Source organism: Chitinophaga sp. YR573 (genome assembly GCF_900110995.1).
Classification (GTDB): Bacteria; Bacteroidota; Bacteroidia; order Chitinophagales; family Chitinophagaceae; genus Chitinophaga.
Genome location: NZ_FOJF01000001.1, coordinates 2,980,137 through 2,996,457, shown reverse-complemented (window position 1 = coordinate 2,996,457; position 16,321 = coordinate 2,980,137). Strand labels below are relative to the sequence as shown.

The following is a 16,321-nucleotide window of genomic DNA, read 5'->3' as shown; positions in this document are numbered from 1 at the left end:
CTATTACATTATATTTGCAATATACCAGAATTTAGGATTATCTTAACATTCACCAAAAAACTGCCAATTATAGCATAAACTCTACACAATAATACCTACGACTGTCAAAGGTCTGTTTCTTATTTTAAACCCGCTATTGTAGATGTTTATGCAAATAATGTACAAACTCAGTGACGAACAATTAATTACCCTCTTTAAGAAGGGGCACGCTTCCGCATTGGAAGAATTAGTTCACAGGCATAAAGACAAGCTCTATACCTCCATCTTTTTACTGGTAAAAGATTCTTTCCTGGCAGAAGATATATTCCAGGATACCTTTATCAAGATCATCGATACAATAAGGGCTGAACGTTATACAGAGAAAGGTAAGTTCCTCCCATGGGCTATACGTATCGCGCACAATCTTTGTGTAGACCATTTCCGCAAAATTAAACGTAACCCGATCATCAAGACGGGCGACGATAAAGATATCTTTAACGTACTGGGCTTTAGCGAAAGCAGTGCAGAAGAAAAAATGATCACCCGGCAGAGCCACGATCGTGTGCGCAGAATGCTGGATATGCTTCCTGAAGAACAACGGGAAGTGATCATACTGCGGCATTACGCAGATCTGAGTTTCAAAGAAATTGCTGACCTCACACACGTGAGTATCAATACCGCATTAGGCCGTATGAGATATGGCTTAATCAATCTCCGTAAAATGATGACGGAGAAGCAGATTTGTTTGTAATCCGTTTTTTTGCTTGCCATCAGCGGGCAGCCGGTTTAAGTCTCCGACTGCCCGTTCTTTTTATCTTTATCCCGAAAAGTGCTTAGAGCTTTTCGAAGATTATGGCAGCTCCCTGGCCTACTCCCACACACATTGTAGCCAATCCATACTTAGCGCCGGTTCTCCGGTTCATTTCATGCATTAACGTAGTAGTAATGCGGGCTCCGCTGCATCCTAAAGGATGACCGATAGCGATAGATCCACCATTTACATTGATGTTCTGAATATCGAGATTTAAATCTCTGATGCAGGCCAGCGATTGCGCGGCAAAGGCTTCGTTTAACTCTATTAAATCCAGTTGATTTACGGTGATACCTGCTCTTCTAAGGGCTTTCTTCGTAGCAGGGACAGGACCAATACCCATGATGGAAGGGTCTACACCCGCAACTGCCATGGCGTTGATCTTCATGATGGGGGTGAGATTGTATTTTTTCAGCGCCTGCTCTGATACGATTAATACAGCGGATGCTCCATCGTTGATACCAGATGAGTTACCGGCCGTTACACTGCCATCTTTGGAGAAAGCAGGTCTGAGACCGGCCAGTTTCTCGTAAGAAGTTTCGCGGGGAGGTTCGTCTCTGGAGATAATTACCTGTCCGTCTTTATTGGGAGTGATGGCGATAAGCGCTATTTCAGCCTCCCATTTACCGGCATCCAGGGCTTCTTTGTATTTTATCTGGCTCTGGAGAGCAAAATAGTCCTGGTCTTCCCGGCTGATCTTCCACTGGCGGGCTACATTTTCTGCGGTCTCGCCCATGGAATAAGGGTGGTACATGTCTGCCAGCTTCTTATTGGTAAAGCGCCAGCCGATAGTAGAATCGTAGATTTCTGTTTTACGGCTGAAAGCACCATCTGCTTTAGGCATTACCAGCGGAGCACGGGTCATGCTTTCCACGCCACCGGCGATGTATACGTCGCCTTCCCCACACATGATGGCTCTGGCAGCGTCCATGATGGCCTGCAAACCGGAAGCACAAAGGCGGTTAACGGTATTACCGGCTACAGTTACGGGCAAACCAGCCAACAGCGCTGCCATACGGGCTACACCGCGGTTGTCTTCACCGGCCTGGTTGGCGGCCCCGGCAATTACGTCTTCAATACCCGCAGGATCCACTGTGGGATTGCGTTCCATCAGGGCTTTGATAACGTGGGCCAGCATATCGTCTGGGCGGATGGTGCTGAGTACCCCACCGTAGCGGCCGATGGGTGTGCGTACCGCGTCTACTATATAAGCAGCTTGCATTGTTTTGTTTTGGTTATAAAAGGCTGTAAATGTAGGTAAAAAGTCCATCGACTAAAAAAACCTTACCTTTGTCGCTCATATCGACTGCCGTAAGGCAGACATTTCTCATTTAAAGGTCAAACAAATTGGGTAAAACAAACATCCGGCATCTTAATTTACCGGCATTACAGGAATACTTCGGGTCAATTGAAGAGAAGCCATTCCGAGCAAAACAGGTCTACGAATGGCTCTGGCTGAAACATGCCACCAGCTTCAATGCAATGACCAATCTCTCCAAAGATCTCCGCAACAAACTGGAAGAGCATTTTACACTGCCGGCAGTGACAGTGGATGCTACGCAGAACAGTTCCGACGGGACCATCAAAAACCGCTTTAGGTTGCATGACGGTCATCTTGTGGAAGGTGTACTCATTCCTACAGATACCAGACAAACTGCCTGTGTTTCTTCCCAGGTAGGTTGCAGCCTGAGCTGCAAATTCTGCGCTACCGGGTATATGGATCGCAAACGCAATCTGGACTTCGACGAAATTTTTGATGAGGTGGCCTGGCTGAATAAGCAGGCACTGGAATCCAGCGGCAAAAAACTCACTAACATCGTGTACATGGGTATGGGTGAACCCCTCCTTAACTACAGGAATGTATTGCAATCTATCGAACGCATTACTTCTCCTGATGGGCTGGGTATGTCTCCTAAACGTATTACCGTATCTACTGCGGGCGTATCTAAAATGATCCGTCAGCTGGGAGATGATCAGGTGAAGTTTAATCTGGCGCTGTCTCTGCACGCTGCGAATGATGCTAAGCGTAGTGAGATCATGCCTATCAATGATACCAATAATTTACAGGTACTCATAGAGGCGCTGAACTACTTCTACAAATGCACGCAGAACCAGATATCATTTGAATATATCCTTTTCAAGGATTTCAATGATTCCCTGAAAGATGCGGACGAGTTGATAAAGATCTACCGTCAGGTTCCTGCGGATCTCATTAACATTATCGAATATAATCCCATCTCTAACGCGAAGTTCCAGAAACCGGACGAGGAAGTGGCAGATACCTTTATGGAATATCTCGGCAAACATCGTGTGAATGCACGACTGCGCCGGAGCCGTGGTAAAGACATTGATGCTGCCTGCGGACAACTGGCAAATAAAGGTTGATCCGTTTCCTTTGCGAATAATTTAAAATTTATCTGATGAAGAAAAATACGTCTGCTAAAAAGGGTTTTTCCCCTTTTAAAGAAAACAAAAGCAGTTCAAATAAAAAGGCTGCAAAGCCGAATAATGGTGCGTACAGACCACGTAAGACAAAGTCTGAAGATGGTGCTGCTACTGAAAGACCTGAAAAAAGTGAGTGGACAAGACCTGAGCGTCCTGAAAGAGAAAAGACTGACCGTAAATTTGGTGAGAAACCACCAAGAGCTGAAGGTAAGTTCTGGGATAAGTCGGACAGAAAACGTACAGAAGCAAGACCTGAAAGAGGTGATAGCGAACGTAAAGAAAGACCTAAAACTGAGAGAAGTAATAAACCGAGTAAGTTTGCGGAAAGACCAGAGCGTAATAGCTTTGGTGGCGAGAAAGCTGAGAGAGGTGAACGCAAGAGCTTTGGTGGAGAAAGAACAGAACGTAAAAGTTTTGGTGACAGACCTGAAAGAGGCGAACGCAAAAGCTTCGGTGGAGAAAGGACTGAACGTAAGAGTTTTGGTGACAGACCTGAGAGAGGCGAACGTAAAAGCTTCGGAGATAAATCTGAAAGAGCTGAGAAACCAGCAAGAGGTGAAGGCGAACGCAGACCCCGTATCTCCAATAAAACAGAAAAGAAAACTGCCAATGGCAGAACTCCTTTCAAACCCCGTCCAAAAACAGACGACGACAGTGCATTTCACAGTCCAGGCGGCGCACGCAGCAAGGATACCCGTGAAGAACGCTCTACTCCAAGTGGATTTAACCGCAAGAAATTCTTCGATACTGCAAACGACCGCTTTGCAGATAAACAAGAGCGTAAAACTGACGCCAGAAAATCCCGCAGGGATGATGATACTGATGAGAGAAAACCTCGCAGAGATGATGCTGGTGAAAGAAGCCCACGCAGAGATAGTTCTACAAGAGACTCCGAAGAAAAAAGACCTCGCAGAGAAGATTCAGAAGACAGGAAACCTCGCAGGGATACATCCCGCAGAGATGACTCTTCCCGGGAATTCGGTAAACACCGCCCCAGGAAAGGAGAAGGAGAAAATACAGAATATGCTCCGGGAGAAATGCCGCTGAATAAATACATTGCGCATTCCGGACTCTGCTCCCGTCGTAAAGCGGTAGATTTTGTGAAAGAAGGTAAGGTGACAGTAAACGGTATCGTAATCACAGAACCTGCTACCAAAATAACACCTAAAGACGAAGTAGCTATCAGCAATAAACGTATCAATATCCAGAAGAACCTGGTGTACATCCTGCTGAACAAACCAAAAGGATACATCACCACTACTGACGATCCTGAGGGCAGGAAAACAGTGATGGAACTGGTACAGGACGCTACTACAGATGAAAGAGTATACCCAGTTGGACGTTTAGACCGTAATACTTCCGGGTTATTACTGTTAACCAACGATGGTGAACTGGCTCAGAAACTGGCACATCCTAAACATAATATCCGTAAAATATATCACGTAGGACTGGATAAACCACTCACCAAAGCTGACTTTGATCAGATCGTTGCAGGGGTTACACTGGAAGATGGCGTGGCAGTGGTAGATGCACTGGGATATGTAGAAACTAATGACCGTAAGGAAGTTGGAATTGAGATCCACAGTGGCAAGAACCGTATTGTACGTCGCATATTTGAACACCTGGAATACCAGGTTGAGAAGCTGGACCGTGTAACTTATGCTGGTCTTACCAAGAAGAATGTTAACCGTGGTAAATGGCGTTTCCTGACAGAAAAGGAAGTCATCTTACTGAAACATTTTAAATAACAGCCTATCTATTACGAATTATGAGGATCAACGACATTATTATAAAAGAAACACCAGACTTTGTTGTATTGAACAAACCAGCTGGTACATTAACGATACCCGACAGGCATGATAACCAGTTATCATCCTTACAGGGAATGCTGAAGAAACATTACGGTGAAATATTTACCGTACACCGCCTTGATAAGGATACCAGCGGTATTATCTTATTTGCGAAAAACGAAGTATCTCACAAGTACTACTCTCAGTTATTTGAGACCAGGAACGTGGAGAAATATTACCAGGGACTGGTAAACGGACAGCTGACTCCTGCTACCGGCAGTGTGGAACAGGCTATTATGGAACATCCTGTTCAAAAGGGCAAGATGGTGATTAACAGCAAGGGAAAAGCATCTCATACTGATTATGAAGTACTGGAATCTTTCGGATTATATAGCCTGGTGAAGTTTCACCTGCATACCGGCCGTACACACCAGATCAGGGTGCATGCGAAATACCTGGGACATCCGATAGCAGTAGACGAATTATATGGCACTGAGGCGCCTGTGTTCTTATCTTCTATCAAGAAAACCTACAAATTAGGTAAGAGAACTGAGGAAGAACGTCCGCTGTTAAAGCGTCTGGGACTGCATGCATGGCAGTTACAGTTCACAGATCAACAGGGAGAAAAGCATGTTATTGAAGCGCCGCTGGCGAAAGATATTCAGGCAGTAGTAACTCAGTTGAGAAAGAACAGTGGCAGAAGCTCTGAGCTTATCTTATAAAAGATTTTAATATCTACTTTAGAAAGATTTCAAAACTATTCTAAAAGCCGTCTCAATATCTGAGACGGCTTTTCTTTTGTGCATTTACCATGTTTTTATCTTTATATTTGTAATACACTTACATATTTAGAGGCAAAATAATGATTATTGACTTTTCCATAAAGAATTTCAGAACTATCAAGGATAAAATCACGCTATCCTTTGAGCCGGAAAATTCAGAAAATCTGGCGCATTACTATATTATTGAGCCCATGCCTGGGTTAAAGCTTTTAAAGCTGGGTCTTATCTATGGCTCAAACGGTTCAGGAAAAAGTACTATTCTAAAAGGTTTGGAATTTTTGCGTCGGCTAGTCATGAATCCACTACAGCAAAAGCATGATAAACTGGACTTCAGTCCTTTCTTATTTGATCAACAGACGCCTAAAGAAAAATCCAGTTTTGAATTAAATTTTGTTCACAACAATACTAAATATACCTATCAGATAGATTTCACCAGAGATGCAATTTTATACGAGAAGCTAGAATTTTATTCCCCTAAAAAGTCGTTAGTCTATGAGAGAAATACTGATGTAGAAAAGCAGCTCTCTATAATTAAATTCGGCGGAAAAATCAAAGTAAAAAAGGTTGCTGAATCAACATTAGAAGCTAATACATTATGGAATACAACTGTACTTAGTGGTTTTTTGAAAACGAATATCGATTCCGGTGAACTTAGGAATGTTACAGATTGGTTTCACAGCGTTTTAACACCTATTATCACCCCCACTTCGGATATAAGCGAATACATTACAAGCGAATTGGAAAGTCAAAAAATTAATAAAAAAAATATCTTACAATTTTTAAGAAAAGCTGATTTCAAAATCAGTGATATATCTTTTGAGAAACATACAAATCAAGTTGACAAGAATATTCGCGAGGTAATGTTGTTTTTTAGTAAACAACAACAGATAGATCTGGATCCTAAAAAATTAGAGGAATTGGATAATGTTGAATTAACAGAACTGTTTTTCCAGCATTCAGTAAAAAACGGAGACAATATATCAAAATACACACTTCCTTTTAGAGAAGAATCCGAGGGAACCAAGCGATATTTTGAATTTAGTGGGCTATTAGACATAATCCTTAACGAACAAAGTGTACTCGCTATTGATGAGTTAGAATCTTCCTTACACCCCGATCTTTTAAAACATTTTCTTCTCCTTTTCCTCGTAAATGTTAAAACAACTCAACTAATTGCTACTACTCATTACCGTGAACTATTATTAGAAAGAGATATCTTAAGAGATGATGTAATCTGGTTCACAGAGAAAAAAGAGAATGGAAGTGTTGATTTGTATTCATTGAGTGATTTTGACTCTACAATTGTACGGGACACTACTTCTATATTTAATGCGTATAGATCAGGCAAATTAGGTGCTGTCCCAGATTTAAGTGATTATTATATAGACTTAACTGATGGGAAGAAGTAACTCGAAGATAAAGGGGACTGGCAGAAAGACATTCGCTATCGTTGTAGATGGCGAAACCGAGATGTGGTATCTTCAAATGCTACATCGGAATGAAAAAATAAAAGGGATTTCCATTCAGCCGGAACTTCCCACTAAAAAAAAGCTCGCGGATCAGTTTAAGGCAGTAAAATCCAATGCCCTGATTTATGACCAATCTATCTGGATTATAGACCTGGATGTTGTGATCAAAGAGAATAGAATTGCTGAGCTGAACAAATACCTGACTGAAGCCAAATCAGATAGTAAGATCAAGATACTTGTTAATACACCGTGCCTTGAGTTTTGGTTTCTCAGTCACGTAAAAGATAGTGGTAAATACTATGCAAACGGAGAGCAGCTCATTAAAGAACTGACCAAATATGATCCTTTGAAGGATTTTGCTAAATCTGAGAAGTATTTTGTTAAAGACACTCCTGACATCTATAAAAGACTTAGACCTTATTTAAAGAGCGGCATTGAGAATGCAGCTAAAAGAGGTGATTTTGATATAAATAACCCTCAGCAAGGCAAAGCTGAGATGTATAAGTTATTTGAACTGCTAGGGCTTGATATAACAGAATAAGCTAATCTTCCAAGTCAATCTTCTTTAAAATCCCCTTACTTCCTTTACTCCCCTAATAAGTTCTCAACCTGTATAAAAAAGAAAAACGGGGAGAAATCCCCGTTTCGTAAAAATCAAAAACCAACCATTAAAAACTCTTATGAATAAAAACCTGACACCCCGGGGTGCAGGTTTTAAACGTTATATCTTATGTACACAGCCTTATTTATTCGGCTGTGGTGTTGTTCTCAGATAAGGCTTGATGATTTTGTGACCTTTAGGGAATTTTTCAGGAATATCTTCCGTCTTAATTGCTGCGGTTACAATTACATCTTCACCATCCTGCCAGTTTGCAGGGGTAGCTACACTGTATTTAGCAGTCAGCTGTAAAGAATCAATTACACGTAATACTTCGTGGAAGTTTCTTCCTGTAGAAGCCGGGTAAGTGATCGTCAGCTTTACCTTTTTATCTGGTCCTATAACAAACAACGATCTTACCGTAAATGTTTCAGAAGCATTTGGGTGAATCATGTCGTAGAGGTCAGATACTTTCCTGTCTTCATCTGCGATGATAGGGAAGGTAACGTCTGCGTTCTGTGTTTCGTTTATATCTTTGATCCAGCCTTCGTGTTTAGACAATGAGTCTACACTTAGTGCCAGTACCTTTACATTACGTTTTGCAAATTCATCTTTCAGCTGTGCAGTTTTACCCAGTTCTGTAGTACATACAGGGGTATAATCCGCAGGGTGAGAAAATAATACACCCCAGCTATCACCAAGATATTCGTAAAAATCTATATCGCCAATTGATGTCTTCGCCTGAAAGTTTGGCGCTATATCTCCTAGTCTTAAGCTCATAGTTATATCTTTTTACGTTTCAAAAGTAGGATATTCCTACAAATATTATAGACTTTAGTTATTTTTTTTGTAAAAAAAGTCCCTGCCTGGGGGAACAGGCAGGGATGGAGTGTAACAAACAATTCAAAATAAACGCATTATGGATTATGCTTAATAATATAAGCGATCCAACTCTGCTGGGGTATAGGGTTTTCAGGGGGATAGTCAGGGTTAACATGGATTGAGGGCATAGGTTAAATGGAAAGGGTTATTCAACAGATGAGTTAAGGTCTTGTTTCCTTACCTGTCAGAGACTGACAGGCAAGGGAAACAAGGGGGTTAATGGTTAAATGGACCTACATCGTTCTTTCTTTCCAGGCATAATATGCCAGGGTATATTTAAGATCGTCTGTGAGATCGGCCTTCTGACGGGCGGCTTCTTCCTCAAAATCCAGCTCCATATAGCCAAGGTAGAGAGCATAACTTTGATACAGCACATCCATGCAGTGGTCGATCTTCTTTACATATTGTTTGGTTTTCTGAGGGGTTAACGGAGATGCGTCTTCTATGAAGTAACATTCTCCTTTTGTATATTCTACCCAATTACCTTCTTCGCGGTAACCAGGGCGTGTTAAGCGGAAATTCATGTTATCGAACACAATCGCTGAACCCAGTTCTGCTTCAAGATCAATCATTTCAGGGATCTGACGCATGTTTTCCAGTTTCTGTACGATAGTCATCTGTACAGCATCACTTCTGTCTTTTACATGACGTAACATGGTGTTCAGCACTTCATAAGTGGTTACAAAGTCGCAGCGGTGCCAGCCATCCCCCTTTTGCAGGTGGCCCCAGAATGTTAAATAATTGGAATCATCCAGAATGATCTGTCCTATTGATATAGCCTGGAATGTCTGTGCGGTTGCTGTATTTACCTTGTTCATAGTGATTAGGCGTTTATAACAATTCAAAGGTATATGGGCATAACGCAGCGAATATGCGTAGCGAATTTTAACTATTTTTATCATCTAAATAATAACTGTCCATGCCGAAAAATAAGGATGCCGTCTCACGTTATCGCTGGATAGATGAACGGCTCCGCAATAAACGTTTAAAGAAACCCAGCCTGGAAGACCTTATAGAATACGTATCCAGGAAAATGGATGCTACCATTTCTGTACGCACTATTCAAAAAGACATCCAGGACATGCGCCATGATCCTGAACTGAACTATCATGCCCCCATCCTATACGACCGCAGCTCCGGAACTTACCGTTATGATGACGATAACTTCTCCATCAGCAGCATTCCTATTGATGAAACCGATCTGCAGGGCCTTGAAATAGCCATCAGTATCCTGGAACAGTTCCGCAGCCTGCCCGTTATACAACAGTTTGAGGATGCTATCCTGAAAATAGCGGCCAGCCTGAAACAGAACCGTGAGGTGATGGAACATAAAGGACTGATCAAATTTGCCCGCGCAGCACAGTATAAAGGAGCAGCTCACATCCCCGTGATCGTAGATGCCATCAAAGGACTGGAAGTGATCCGTATTGCGTATCAGAGCTTCGACAGGACCGAACCCAAAGAACATTGGGTAGAGCCTTATCATGTGCGGGAATATCAGTCGCGCTTTTACCTGATAGGGAAAAGTCAGAAAGCAAAAGGTGGTACCCTGCTTACTTTTGCATTAGACAGGATCATTGACTTATGGCCTACGGATAAGAAATTTGATGAGAAAAACTTTGATGATGCCAGTTATTACCAGCATGCAATTGGTATTACAGTGCCACTGGGAGAGCCGGAGAAAGTAGTACTGGCATTCACTCCTATACAGGGGAAATATATCAAATCGCAGCCTATTCATCCTTCTCAACAAGTGGAATCAGATAATGAAAAGGAATGCCGTATCTCGCTGAATGTGGTCATCAATCACGAGCTGCAAATGCTTTTACTGAGCTATGGAGCAAATGTGAAAATATTACAGCCACAGTCGCTGGCAGATAAAATAGCAGCATCTGCAAAAGCAATGCTGGAACTTTATTAATACCCCGTTATATGAAAACATTCGAGGTATCAGGTAACCTGATAGACATATTACAGCAAAGCATTTACCCGGCTACCATACAGGTAACTGACGGACGTATCAGTAGTATAACACCTAATGAGAACGTATACGATCAGTATCTGCTGCCGGGCTTTGTTGATGCGCATGTGCATGTGGAAAGTTCTATGCTTACGCCTTCACAGTTTGCACGACTGGCAGTTGTACATGGAACTGTAGCAACAGTCTCTGACCCCCATGAGATAGCCAATGTATTGGGAGTGGAAGGTGTGGAATATATGCTGAAGAACGGGAAAGAAGTGCCTTTCAAATTCTGCTTCGGAGCACCATCCTGTGTGCCTGCCACTACGTTCGAAACGGCTGGTGCTACAGTGAGTGTAGCAGATGTGGAAGCATTGTTAGCCAAACCGGAAGTGCTTTATTTAACAGAGATGATGAACTTCCCGGGCGTGTTGCATGAACAGCCCGATGTGATGGCTAAAATTGCAGCAGCTAAACGTGCCGGGAAGCCGGTAGATGGCCATGCACCGGGGTTACGCGGCAAAGATGCACAAAAGTATATCGCCGCTGGTATCAGTACAGATCATGAGTGTTTTACAGCAGAAGAAGCGCTGGATAAATTGCAATATGGTATGCAGATCCTGATTCGTGAAGGGAGTGCCGCAAGAAACTTTGATGCGTTGATTCCTTTGCTGGATGAACATTATGAGAAGATGATGTTTTGCAGTGATGATAAACATCCGGATAACCTGGTGGAAGGACATATTAATGTGCTGGTGAAACGTGCGCTTGCATTAAAGCTTGATTTGTTTAAAGTGTTGCGTGTGGCCTGTGTGAATCCGGTGTTACATTATAAGATTCCTGCCGGTTTATTGCGTGTGGGAGATCCTGCGGATTTTATCGTTATTGATGATCTTCATGACTTCAATATACTCTCTACTTATATTGATGGCGCATTAGTGGCTGATAAAGGTGTTACACTGATAGATTCTATTGTAGCTCCTGTGATTAATAACTTTGATTGTGTACCAAGTATTCCTTCTGATTTCTGGATTCCTGCCAGTGGAGATACAGTTACGGTTAAAGTAATAGAGTCGCTGGACGGGCAGCTTATTACCAATAGTTTGCTGGAGACATTACCTGTTCGTGATGGTGTGGTGAATTCTTCTGTGGAGAAGGATGTGTTGAAACTGGCGGTGGTAAACCGTTATCATCCTGCTCCTGTTGCACTGGGTTTTATCCGCAATTTTGGGTTTTCACATGGTGCGATTGCTTCTTCGGTAGCACATGACAGTCATAATATTATTGCAGTAGGTGTGGATGATGTAAGTATCAGTCTTGCCGTGAATGCAGTGATAGCTGCACATGGTGGTGTAAGTGTGGTACGTGATGGCGTAGCCAGCGTATTACCGCTGCCGGTAGCGGGCCTGATGAGTAACCTGGATGGTTATGAAGTAGCCGCCAGATATAGTGAGCTGGATGCAGCAGCCAAGGCATTAGGCAGTCAGCTGGGCGCACCTTTTATGACATTATCATTTATGGCGTTGTTGGTAATTCCACATCTGAAGCTGAGTGATCTGGGGTTATTTGATGGAGATACTTTTAGCTTTACGAATGTTATCTGATTTTTTTTGATGGCGCTTCGCGCCATCAAAAAAAATAAAGAGGTTTTGCAGGGCGAAGCCCTGCACCCAAAATTATATTCGCGCCCAAATTATATTTGCCCTGCACCGCAATTAGATAGCCCACAAAGCACCGCCCACACTGTCTTTTTCTGCACCGGTCACTGATGACAATGCATTCGGCTCCTGCCTCCAGCGTAAAGTTCCCAGCAATGCCATCATCAATGCATTTCTGAATGTAATGGCTTGCGCATCAGATATAATGATCTCAATATTATAAGGCTGTAATTGTTCACGGATGTTTTGCAGCAGGAAACTGTTAAGCACACCTCCACCTGTCAGTAATAACTTTTGTTCCTGTTCTGATCCGCTTTGTAATTGCGAGATAGCTTTTGCGATCTGTATAGCGATATGATGCGTGTAAGTATTTAGTTTACCCTGAGTGGAAAGCTGCTGTCCCATGATAAGCGGTAATACGGTCCCTGTCGCGAATTTGCCTGCCAGTGTTTTAGGATAATCCTGTCCGTAATGAGATAAGCCGTTGAGGGATTCTAACAGCGCACTGTCCGTAACTCCACCTGCTGCCAGCCTGCCATCTTCGTCGAAAGGTTTACCCAGCGTTTCTGCCAGCGCATCTAAGATATAGTTACAGGGGCAGACGTCGAATGCGATGAAGCGGTTATTTGCTGTGGAAGAGATCGTTGCGTTTCCGCCCAGATTCAGGCGGTAGCGATAATCCGGGAACAGGAGTTGTTCTGCGACAGGCGTCAGTGGCGTCCCTTTTCCTCCCAGGGCTACGTCCATGGCACGCAGATCACTGATTACCGGTAAACCTGTTACCGCGGCGATGGCAGCACCTTCTCCCAGCTGGGCCGTCATTTTTTGCGATGGCATATGGAATACCGTATGACCATGAGCTGCAATGAAATGCACCTGGTGATCTAACTGGTAACTGGCGATAAAGTCCTTTACGGCATAACCGATATAATGACCGAATTCACTGTTCAACAACAGGTAATCCCTGGCGGAGGCATTTACGGCTCCTGCCAGTTTCTCTTTCCATTCTATAGTATAAGGCCGGCGTTCTGCTGCTTTAATCTCGTATGTCCATTTTCCTCTTACTTCTGTCAACGCTGCAAACACGAGGTCGAGTCCTCCCAGTGAGTTCCCCGAAGTGATCCCTATTACATTATATACCATCCACTAAAATTTGTGCAAAAGTAGGCGATATTTTTTTCCTGCTTTTATGGAATCGGATAATACCCCTGCATCATAGTAGCAGATTAAAACAAATCGTTATGCAAAAATATCTTTTTTTGTTGCTGGTGGGACTAGTTAGCTTAAACGCACAGGCCCAGCGAATCATTACCGGAACGGTATCAGATTCCGCGACTAAAGCACCTCTGGCAGGAGCTGTGATCAGTATCTCCGGTAGTTCTGCCCAGACTACAAGTAATGCCAAAGGTGTTTTTAAACTGACGGCACCGACGACCGCTGTTACCATACAGGTTACTTATTCCGGGTATGGAAAGAGGATTACCGTTGTACAATCGACAAACAATACGGTAAATATTCTTTTAGCACGGGTGAAACAGGATTTGCGGATAAAAGATGTGAAGAGAAAGATAATAATGGAAGACGAGAAATCTTTAAGTGAGGTGGTAGTAACAGGTTATGCCAGTCCGATGAAAGAGGTGAAAGGCAGAGTGGCCGCGACACAGATCTCGCCATCTACTTCATATCCAGGTACATATTTCGCACCCGTGGACAATACAGAAACTTACAACCCTATCAATGAAAACAATTTTCATACAGTAAGTGATCAGCCACTCAGCACCTTCTCTATTGATGTGGACCGTGCCTCTTATACCAATATCAGGCGTTTTCTGAACAGCGGCCAGCTCCCTCCTGCTGATGCTGTACGTGTAGAAGAAATGATCAATTACTTTGATTATCAATATAAGAATCCGACAGGAAAAGATCCGGTAGCGATCTATTCTGATATGGCCGTTTGCCCATGGGAGCCTTCTCACCAACTGGTACGTGTTGCCTTGAAAGCCAAAGATGTACCTAAGGAAAATCTTCCCCCTTCCAACCTGGTGTTTCTGATAGATGTATCCGGTTCTATGGCAGATGAAAACAAACTGCCACTGGTGAAACAGGCTATGAAAGCACTGGTACAGCAACTTCGTACCCAGGACAGGGTAGCGATCGTAGTATATGCAGGATCAGCCGGACTGGTATTACCATCTACTTCAGGTGGAGAGAAGAAAACCATTTTAGATGCGCTGGATCGCCTGGAAGCTGGCGGGTCTACAGCCGGAGGAGAAGGGATTAAACTGGCTTATAGCACAGCAGCGTCCAATTTTAAATCAGAAGGTAATAACAGGGTGATCATTGCCACAGACGGCGATTTTAACGTAGGGCCTTCCAGTGACGGAGACCTGCTGCATATTATTGAGAAGGAACGTGACAAAGGGATTTTCCTTTCTGTATTAGGCTTTGGAATGGGCAATTACAAGGACAGTAAGCTGGAATTGCTGTCTGATAAGGGTAACGGGAACTATGCCTATATAGATAATTTCGAAGAAGCCCGCAGGACCTTTGTTACAGAGTTTGGAGGTACACTGTATACCGTAGCCAAAGATGTGAAATTACAGATAGAGTTTAACCCTAAATATGTACAGGCGTATCGTTTGGTAGGATATGAAAACCGGATGTTACAAAATGAGGATTTTAACAACGATAAAAAAGATGCTGGTGAGATGGGTGCCGGACATACCGTTACAGCCCTCTATGAGGTGATTGCAGCCGGTAATAATACAGAGGCGATCAGTTGGGTGGATCCCCTGAAATATCAGCAGCAAACGATTATAGGAGGCAATACTGCGGAAGTGCTTACGGTGAAACTCCGGTACAAACAACCACAATCCAACAGCAGCCAGTTATTATCACAGGTGCTGCCCTGGAAGAATCAGCCGGTAACAGCTACTGCACCGGATTTCCAGATGGCCACAGCCGTTGCTGCCTTCGGATTATTACTACGGAATTCTGAATACAAAGGACAGGCCACCTATGACCAGGTATTAGCACTGGCAGGGAAAGCCAAAGGAGAAGATCCTGAAGGATACAGAGCAGAATTTATACAGCTGGTAAAGAAAGCGATGATTATAAAAGAATAGCTATCAGGGAATAAAAAATATCAGAAAGATAATCGCCGCAAGGCATTTGTGAGCCCCTTAAACAGTTAGCAATCAGAGCCGTATAAAATTTTCTTTATACGGCCTGATTCTGACGACCAATCATTTAACACTACAATGAAAAATGTGTACTTTGCACACATGTTAATTAATCTAAGTAATACCAATTCGCTGGTAGGAGAATGGCTAAGTGAGATAAGGAGCATGGACATACAGACAGACAGGATGCGCTTCAGACGTAATATGGAACGTGTTGGAGAAATAGCCGCCTACGAGATCAGCAAAACATTGGAGTACGAGGAGAAAGAAGTACAGACTCCCCTGGGTATTGCCAATTGCCGGGTATTAAAAGAACAACCGGTACTGGCAACCATTTTAAGGGCAGGACTGGCATTACATCAGGGATTACTCCACTATTTTGACAAAGCTGATCATGCCTTTATTTCTGCGTACCGTAAACACAAGCATGACGGTTCTTTTGAGATTAGCCTGGAATATATTTCCAGCCCGTCCATAGAAGGACAGGTAGTGATCCTGTCTGATCCTATGCTCGCCACAGGAGCCTCCCTTGTGAAAACTATCGAACACCTGCAGGGAATAGGAAAACCCAAACATATACACCTGGTGGTAGCCATCGCCTGTACCATAGGAATTGAATATGTGCAAAGACATGCTGGCAGCAACCTAAGTATATGGGCCGGAGATATTGACGATGAACTGACAGCCAAAGGTTACATCGTTCCAGGTTTGGGAGATGCCGGTGACCTGGCATTCGGAAACAAACTGCAGCAATAAACCAGAATC

General features: G+C 43.2%; 14 protein-coding genes. 10 read left to right on the top strand and 4 right to left on the bottom strand.

Features of this window, described 5'->3' with window-relative positions:
• Positions 1–148 precede the first annotated feature (148 nt).
• Positions 149–730, top strand: a complete 582-nt coding sequence (locus BMW86_RS12675; protein ID WP_170302716.1) for an RNA polymerase sigma factor — start codon at positions 149–151, stop codon at positions 728–730.
• A gap of 82 nt (positions 731–812) precedes the next feature.
• On the opposite strand, the gene BMW86_RS12670 is transcribed toward BMW86_RS12675, so the two are convergent.
• Complete coding sequence (locus BMW86_RS12670; protein ID WP_089783659.1) at positions 813–2,012, bottom strand: acetyl-CoA C-acyltransferase; 1,200 nt, start codon at positions 2,010–2,012, stop codon at positions 813–815.
• A 125-nt stretch (positions 2,013–2,137) separates the two neighbouring features.
• Between BMW86_RS12670 and rlmN the strand changes: the two genes are divergently transcribed.
• From rlmN to BMW86_RS12645, 5 genes are all read left to right on the top strand, one after another.
• A complete protein-coding gene (gene rlmN / locus BMW86_RS12665; RefSeq protein WP_089782127.1) occupies positions 2,138–3,175 on the top strand; it encodes a dual-specificity RNA methyltransferase RlmN in 1,038 nt (345 codons plus the stop codon).
• A gap of 35 nt (positions 3,176–3,210) precedes the next feature.
• A complete protein-coding gene (locus BMW86_RS33160) occupies positions 3,211–4,983 on the top strand; it encodes a pseudouridine synthase (protein ID WP_089782126.1) in 1,773 nt (590 codons plus the stop codon).
• A gap of 20 nt (positions 4,984–5,003) precedes the next feature.
• Entirely contained in the window at positions 5,004–5,747 is a 744-nt protein-coding gene (locus tag BMW86_RS12655; RefSeq protein WP_089782125.1) for an RluA family pseudouridine synthase, read from the top strand.
• A 140-nt stretch (positions 5,748–5,887) separates the two neighbouring features.
• Entirely contained in the window at positions 5,888–7,216 is a 1,329-nt protein-coding gene (locus BMW86_RS12650) for an AAA family ATPase (protein ID WP_089782124.1), read from the top strand.
• The gene (locus BMW86_RS12645) at positions 7,203–7,817 is read left to right on the top strand and encodes an RloB family protein (RefSeq protein WP_089782123.1); all 615 of its coding nucleotides are present in this window, start codon (positions 7,203–7,205) and stop codon (positions 7,815–7,817) included. The genes BMW86_RS12650 and BMW86_RS12645 overlap by 14 nt, the downstream gene beginning before the upstream one ends.
• Before the next feature lie 201 nt (positions 7,818–8,018).
• On the opposite strand, the gene BMW86_RS12640 is transcribed toward BMW86_RS12645, so the two are convergent.
• Both BMW86_RS12640 and BMW86_RS12635 read right to left on the bottom strand, forming a co-directional pair.
• Positions 8,019–8,654, bottom strand: a complete 636-nt coding sequence (locus BMW86_RS12640) for a peroxiredoxin (protein WP_089782122.1) — start codon at positions 8,652–8,654, stop codon at positions 8,019–8,021.
• Positions 8,655–8,989: 335 nt separating this feature from the next.
• Entirely contained in the window at positions 8,990–9,574 is a 585-nt protein-coding gene (locus BMW86_RS12635) for a hypothetical protein (RefSeq protein ID WP_089782121.1), read from the bottom strand.
• A 101-nt stretch (positions 9,575–9,675) separates the two neighbouring features.
• On the opposite strand from BMW86_RS12635, the gene BMW86_RS12630 reads away from it, so the two are divergent.
• Both BMW86_RS12630 and ade read left to right on the top strand, forming a co-directional pair.
• On the top strand, positions 9,676–10,677 hold the full coding sequence (locus BMW86_RS12630) for a helix-turn-helix transcriptional regulator (protein ID WP_089782120.1): 1,002 nt from the start codon (positions 9,676–9,678) through the stop codon (positions 10,675–10,677).
• Positions 10,678–10,688: 11 nt separating this feature from the next.
• The gene (gene ade / locus BMW86_RS12625) at positions 10,689–12,320 is read left to right on the top strand and encodes an adenine deaminase (RefSeq protein WP_089782119.1); all 1,632 of its coding nucleotides are present in this window, start codon (positions 10,689–10,691) and stop codon (positions 12,318–12,320) included.
• 111 nt (positions 12,321–12,431) lie between these two features.
• On the opposite strand, the gene BMW86_RS12620 is transcribed toward ade, so the two are convergent.
• A complete protein-coding gene (locus BMW86_RS12620) occupies positions 12,432–13,517 on the bottom strand; it encodes an anhydro-N-acetylmuramic acid kinase (RefSeq protein ID WP_089782118.1) in 1,086 nt (361 codons plus the stop codon).
• A 98-nt stretch (positions 13,518–13,615) separates the two neighbouring features.
• Here BMW86_RS12620 and BMW86_RS12615 point away from each other — a divergent pair, with 98 nt between their 5' ends.
• Both BMW86_RS12615 and upp read left to right on the top strand, forming a co-directional pair.
• Entirely contained in the window at positions 13,616–15,499 is a 1,884-nt protein-coding gene (locus tag BMW86_RS12615) for a YfbK domain-containing protein (protein ID WP_089782117.1), read from the top strand.
• Positions 15,500–15,658: 159 nt separating this feature from the next.
• Positions 15,659–16,312 (top strand): uracil phosphoribosyltransferase, encoded by a 654-nt coding sequence (gene upp, locus BMW86_RS12610; protein ID WP_089783658.1) that lies wholly within the window; start codon positions 15,659–15,661, stop codon positions 16,310–16,312.
• The last annotated feature ends 9 nt before the right edge of the window (positions 16,313–16,321 follow it).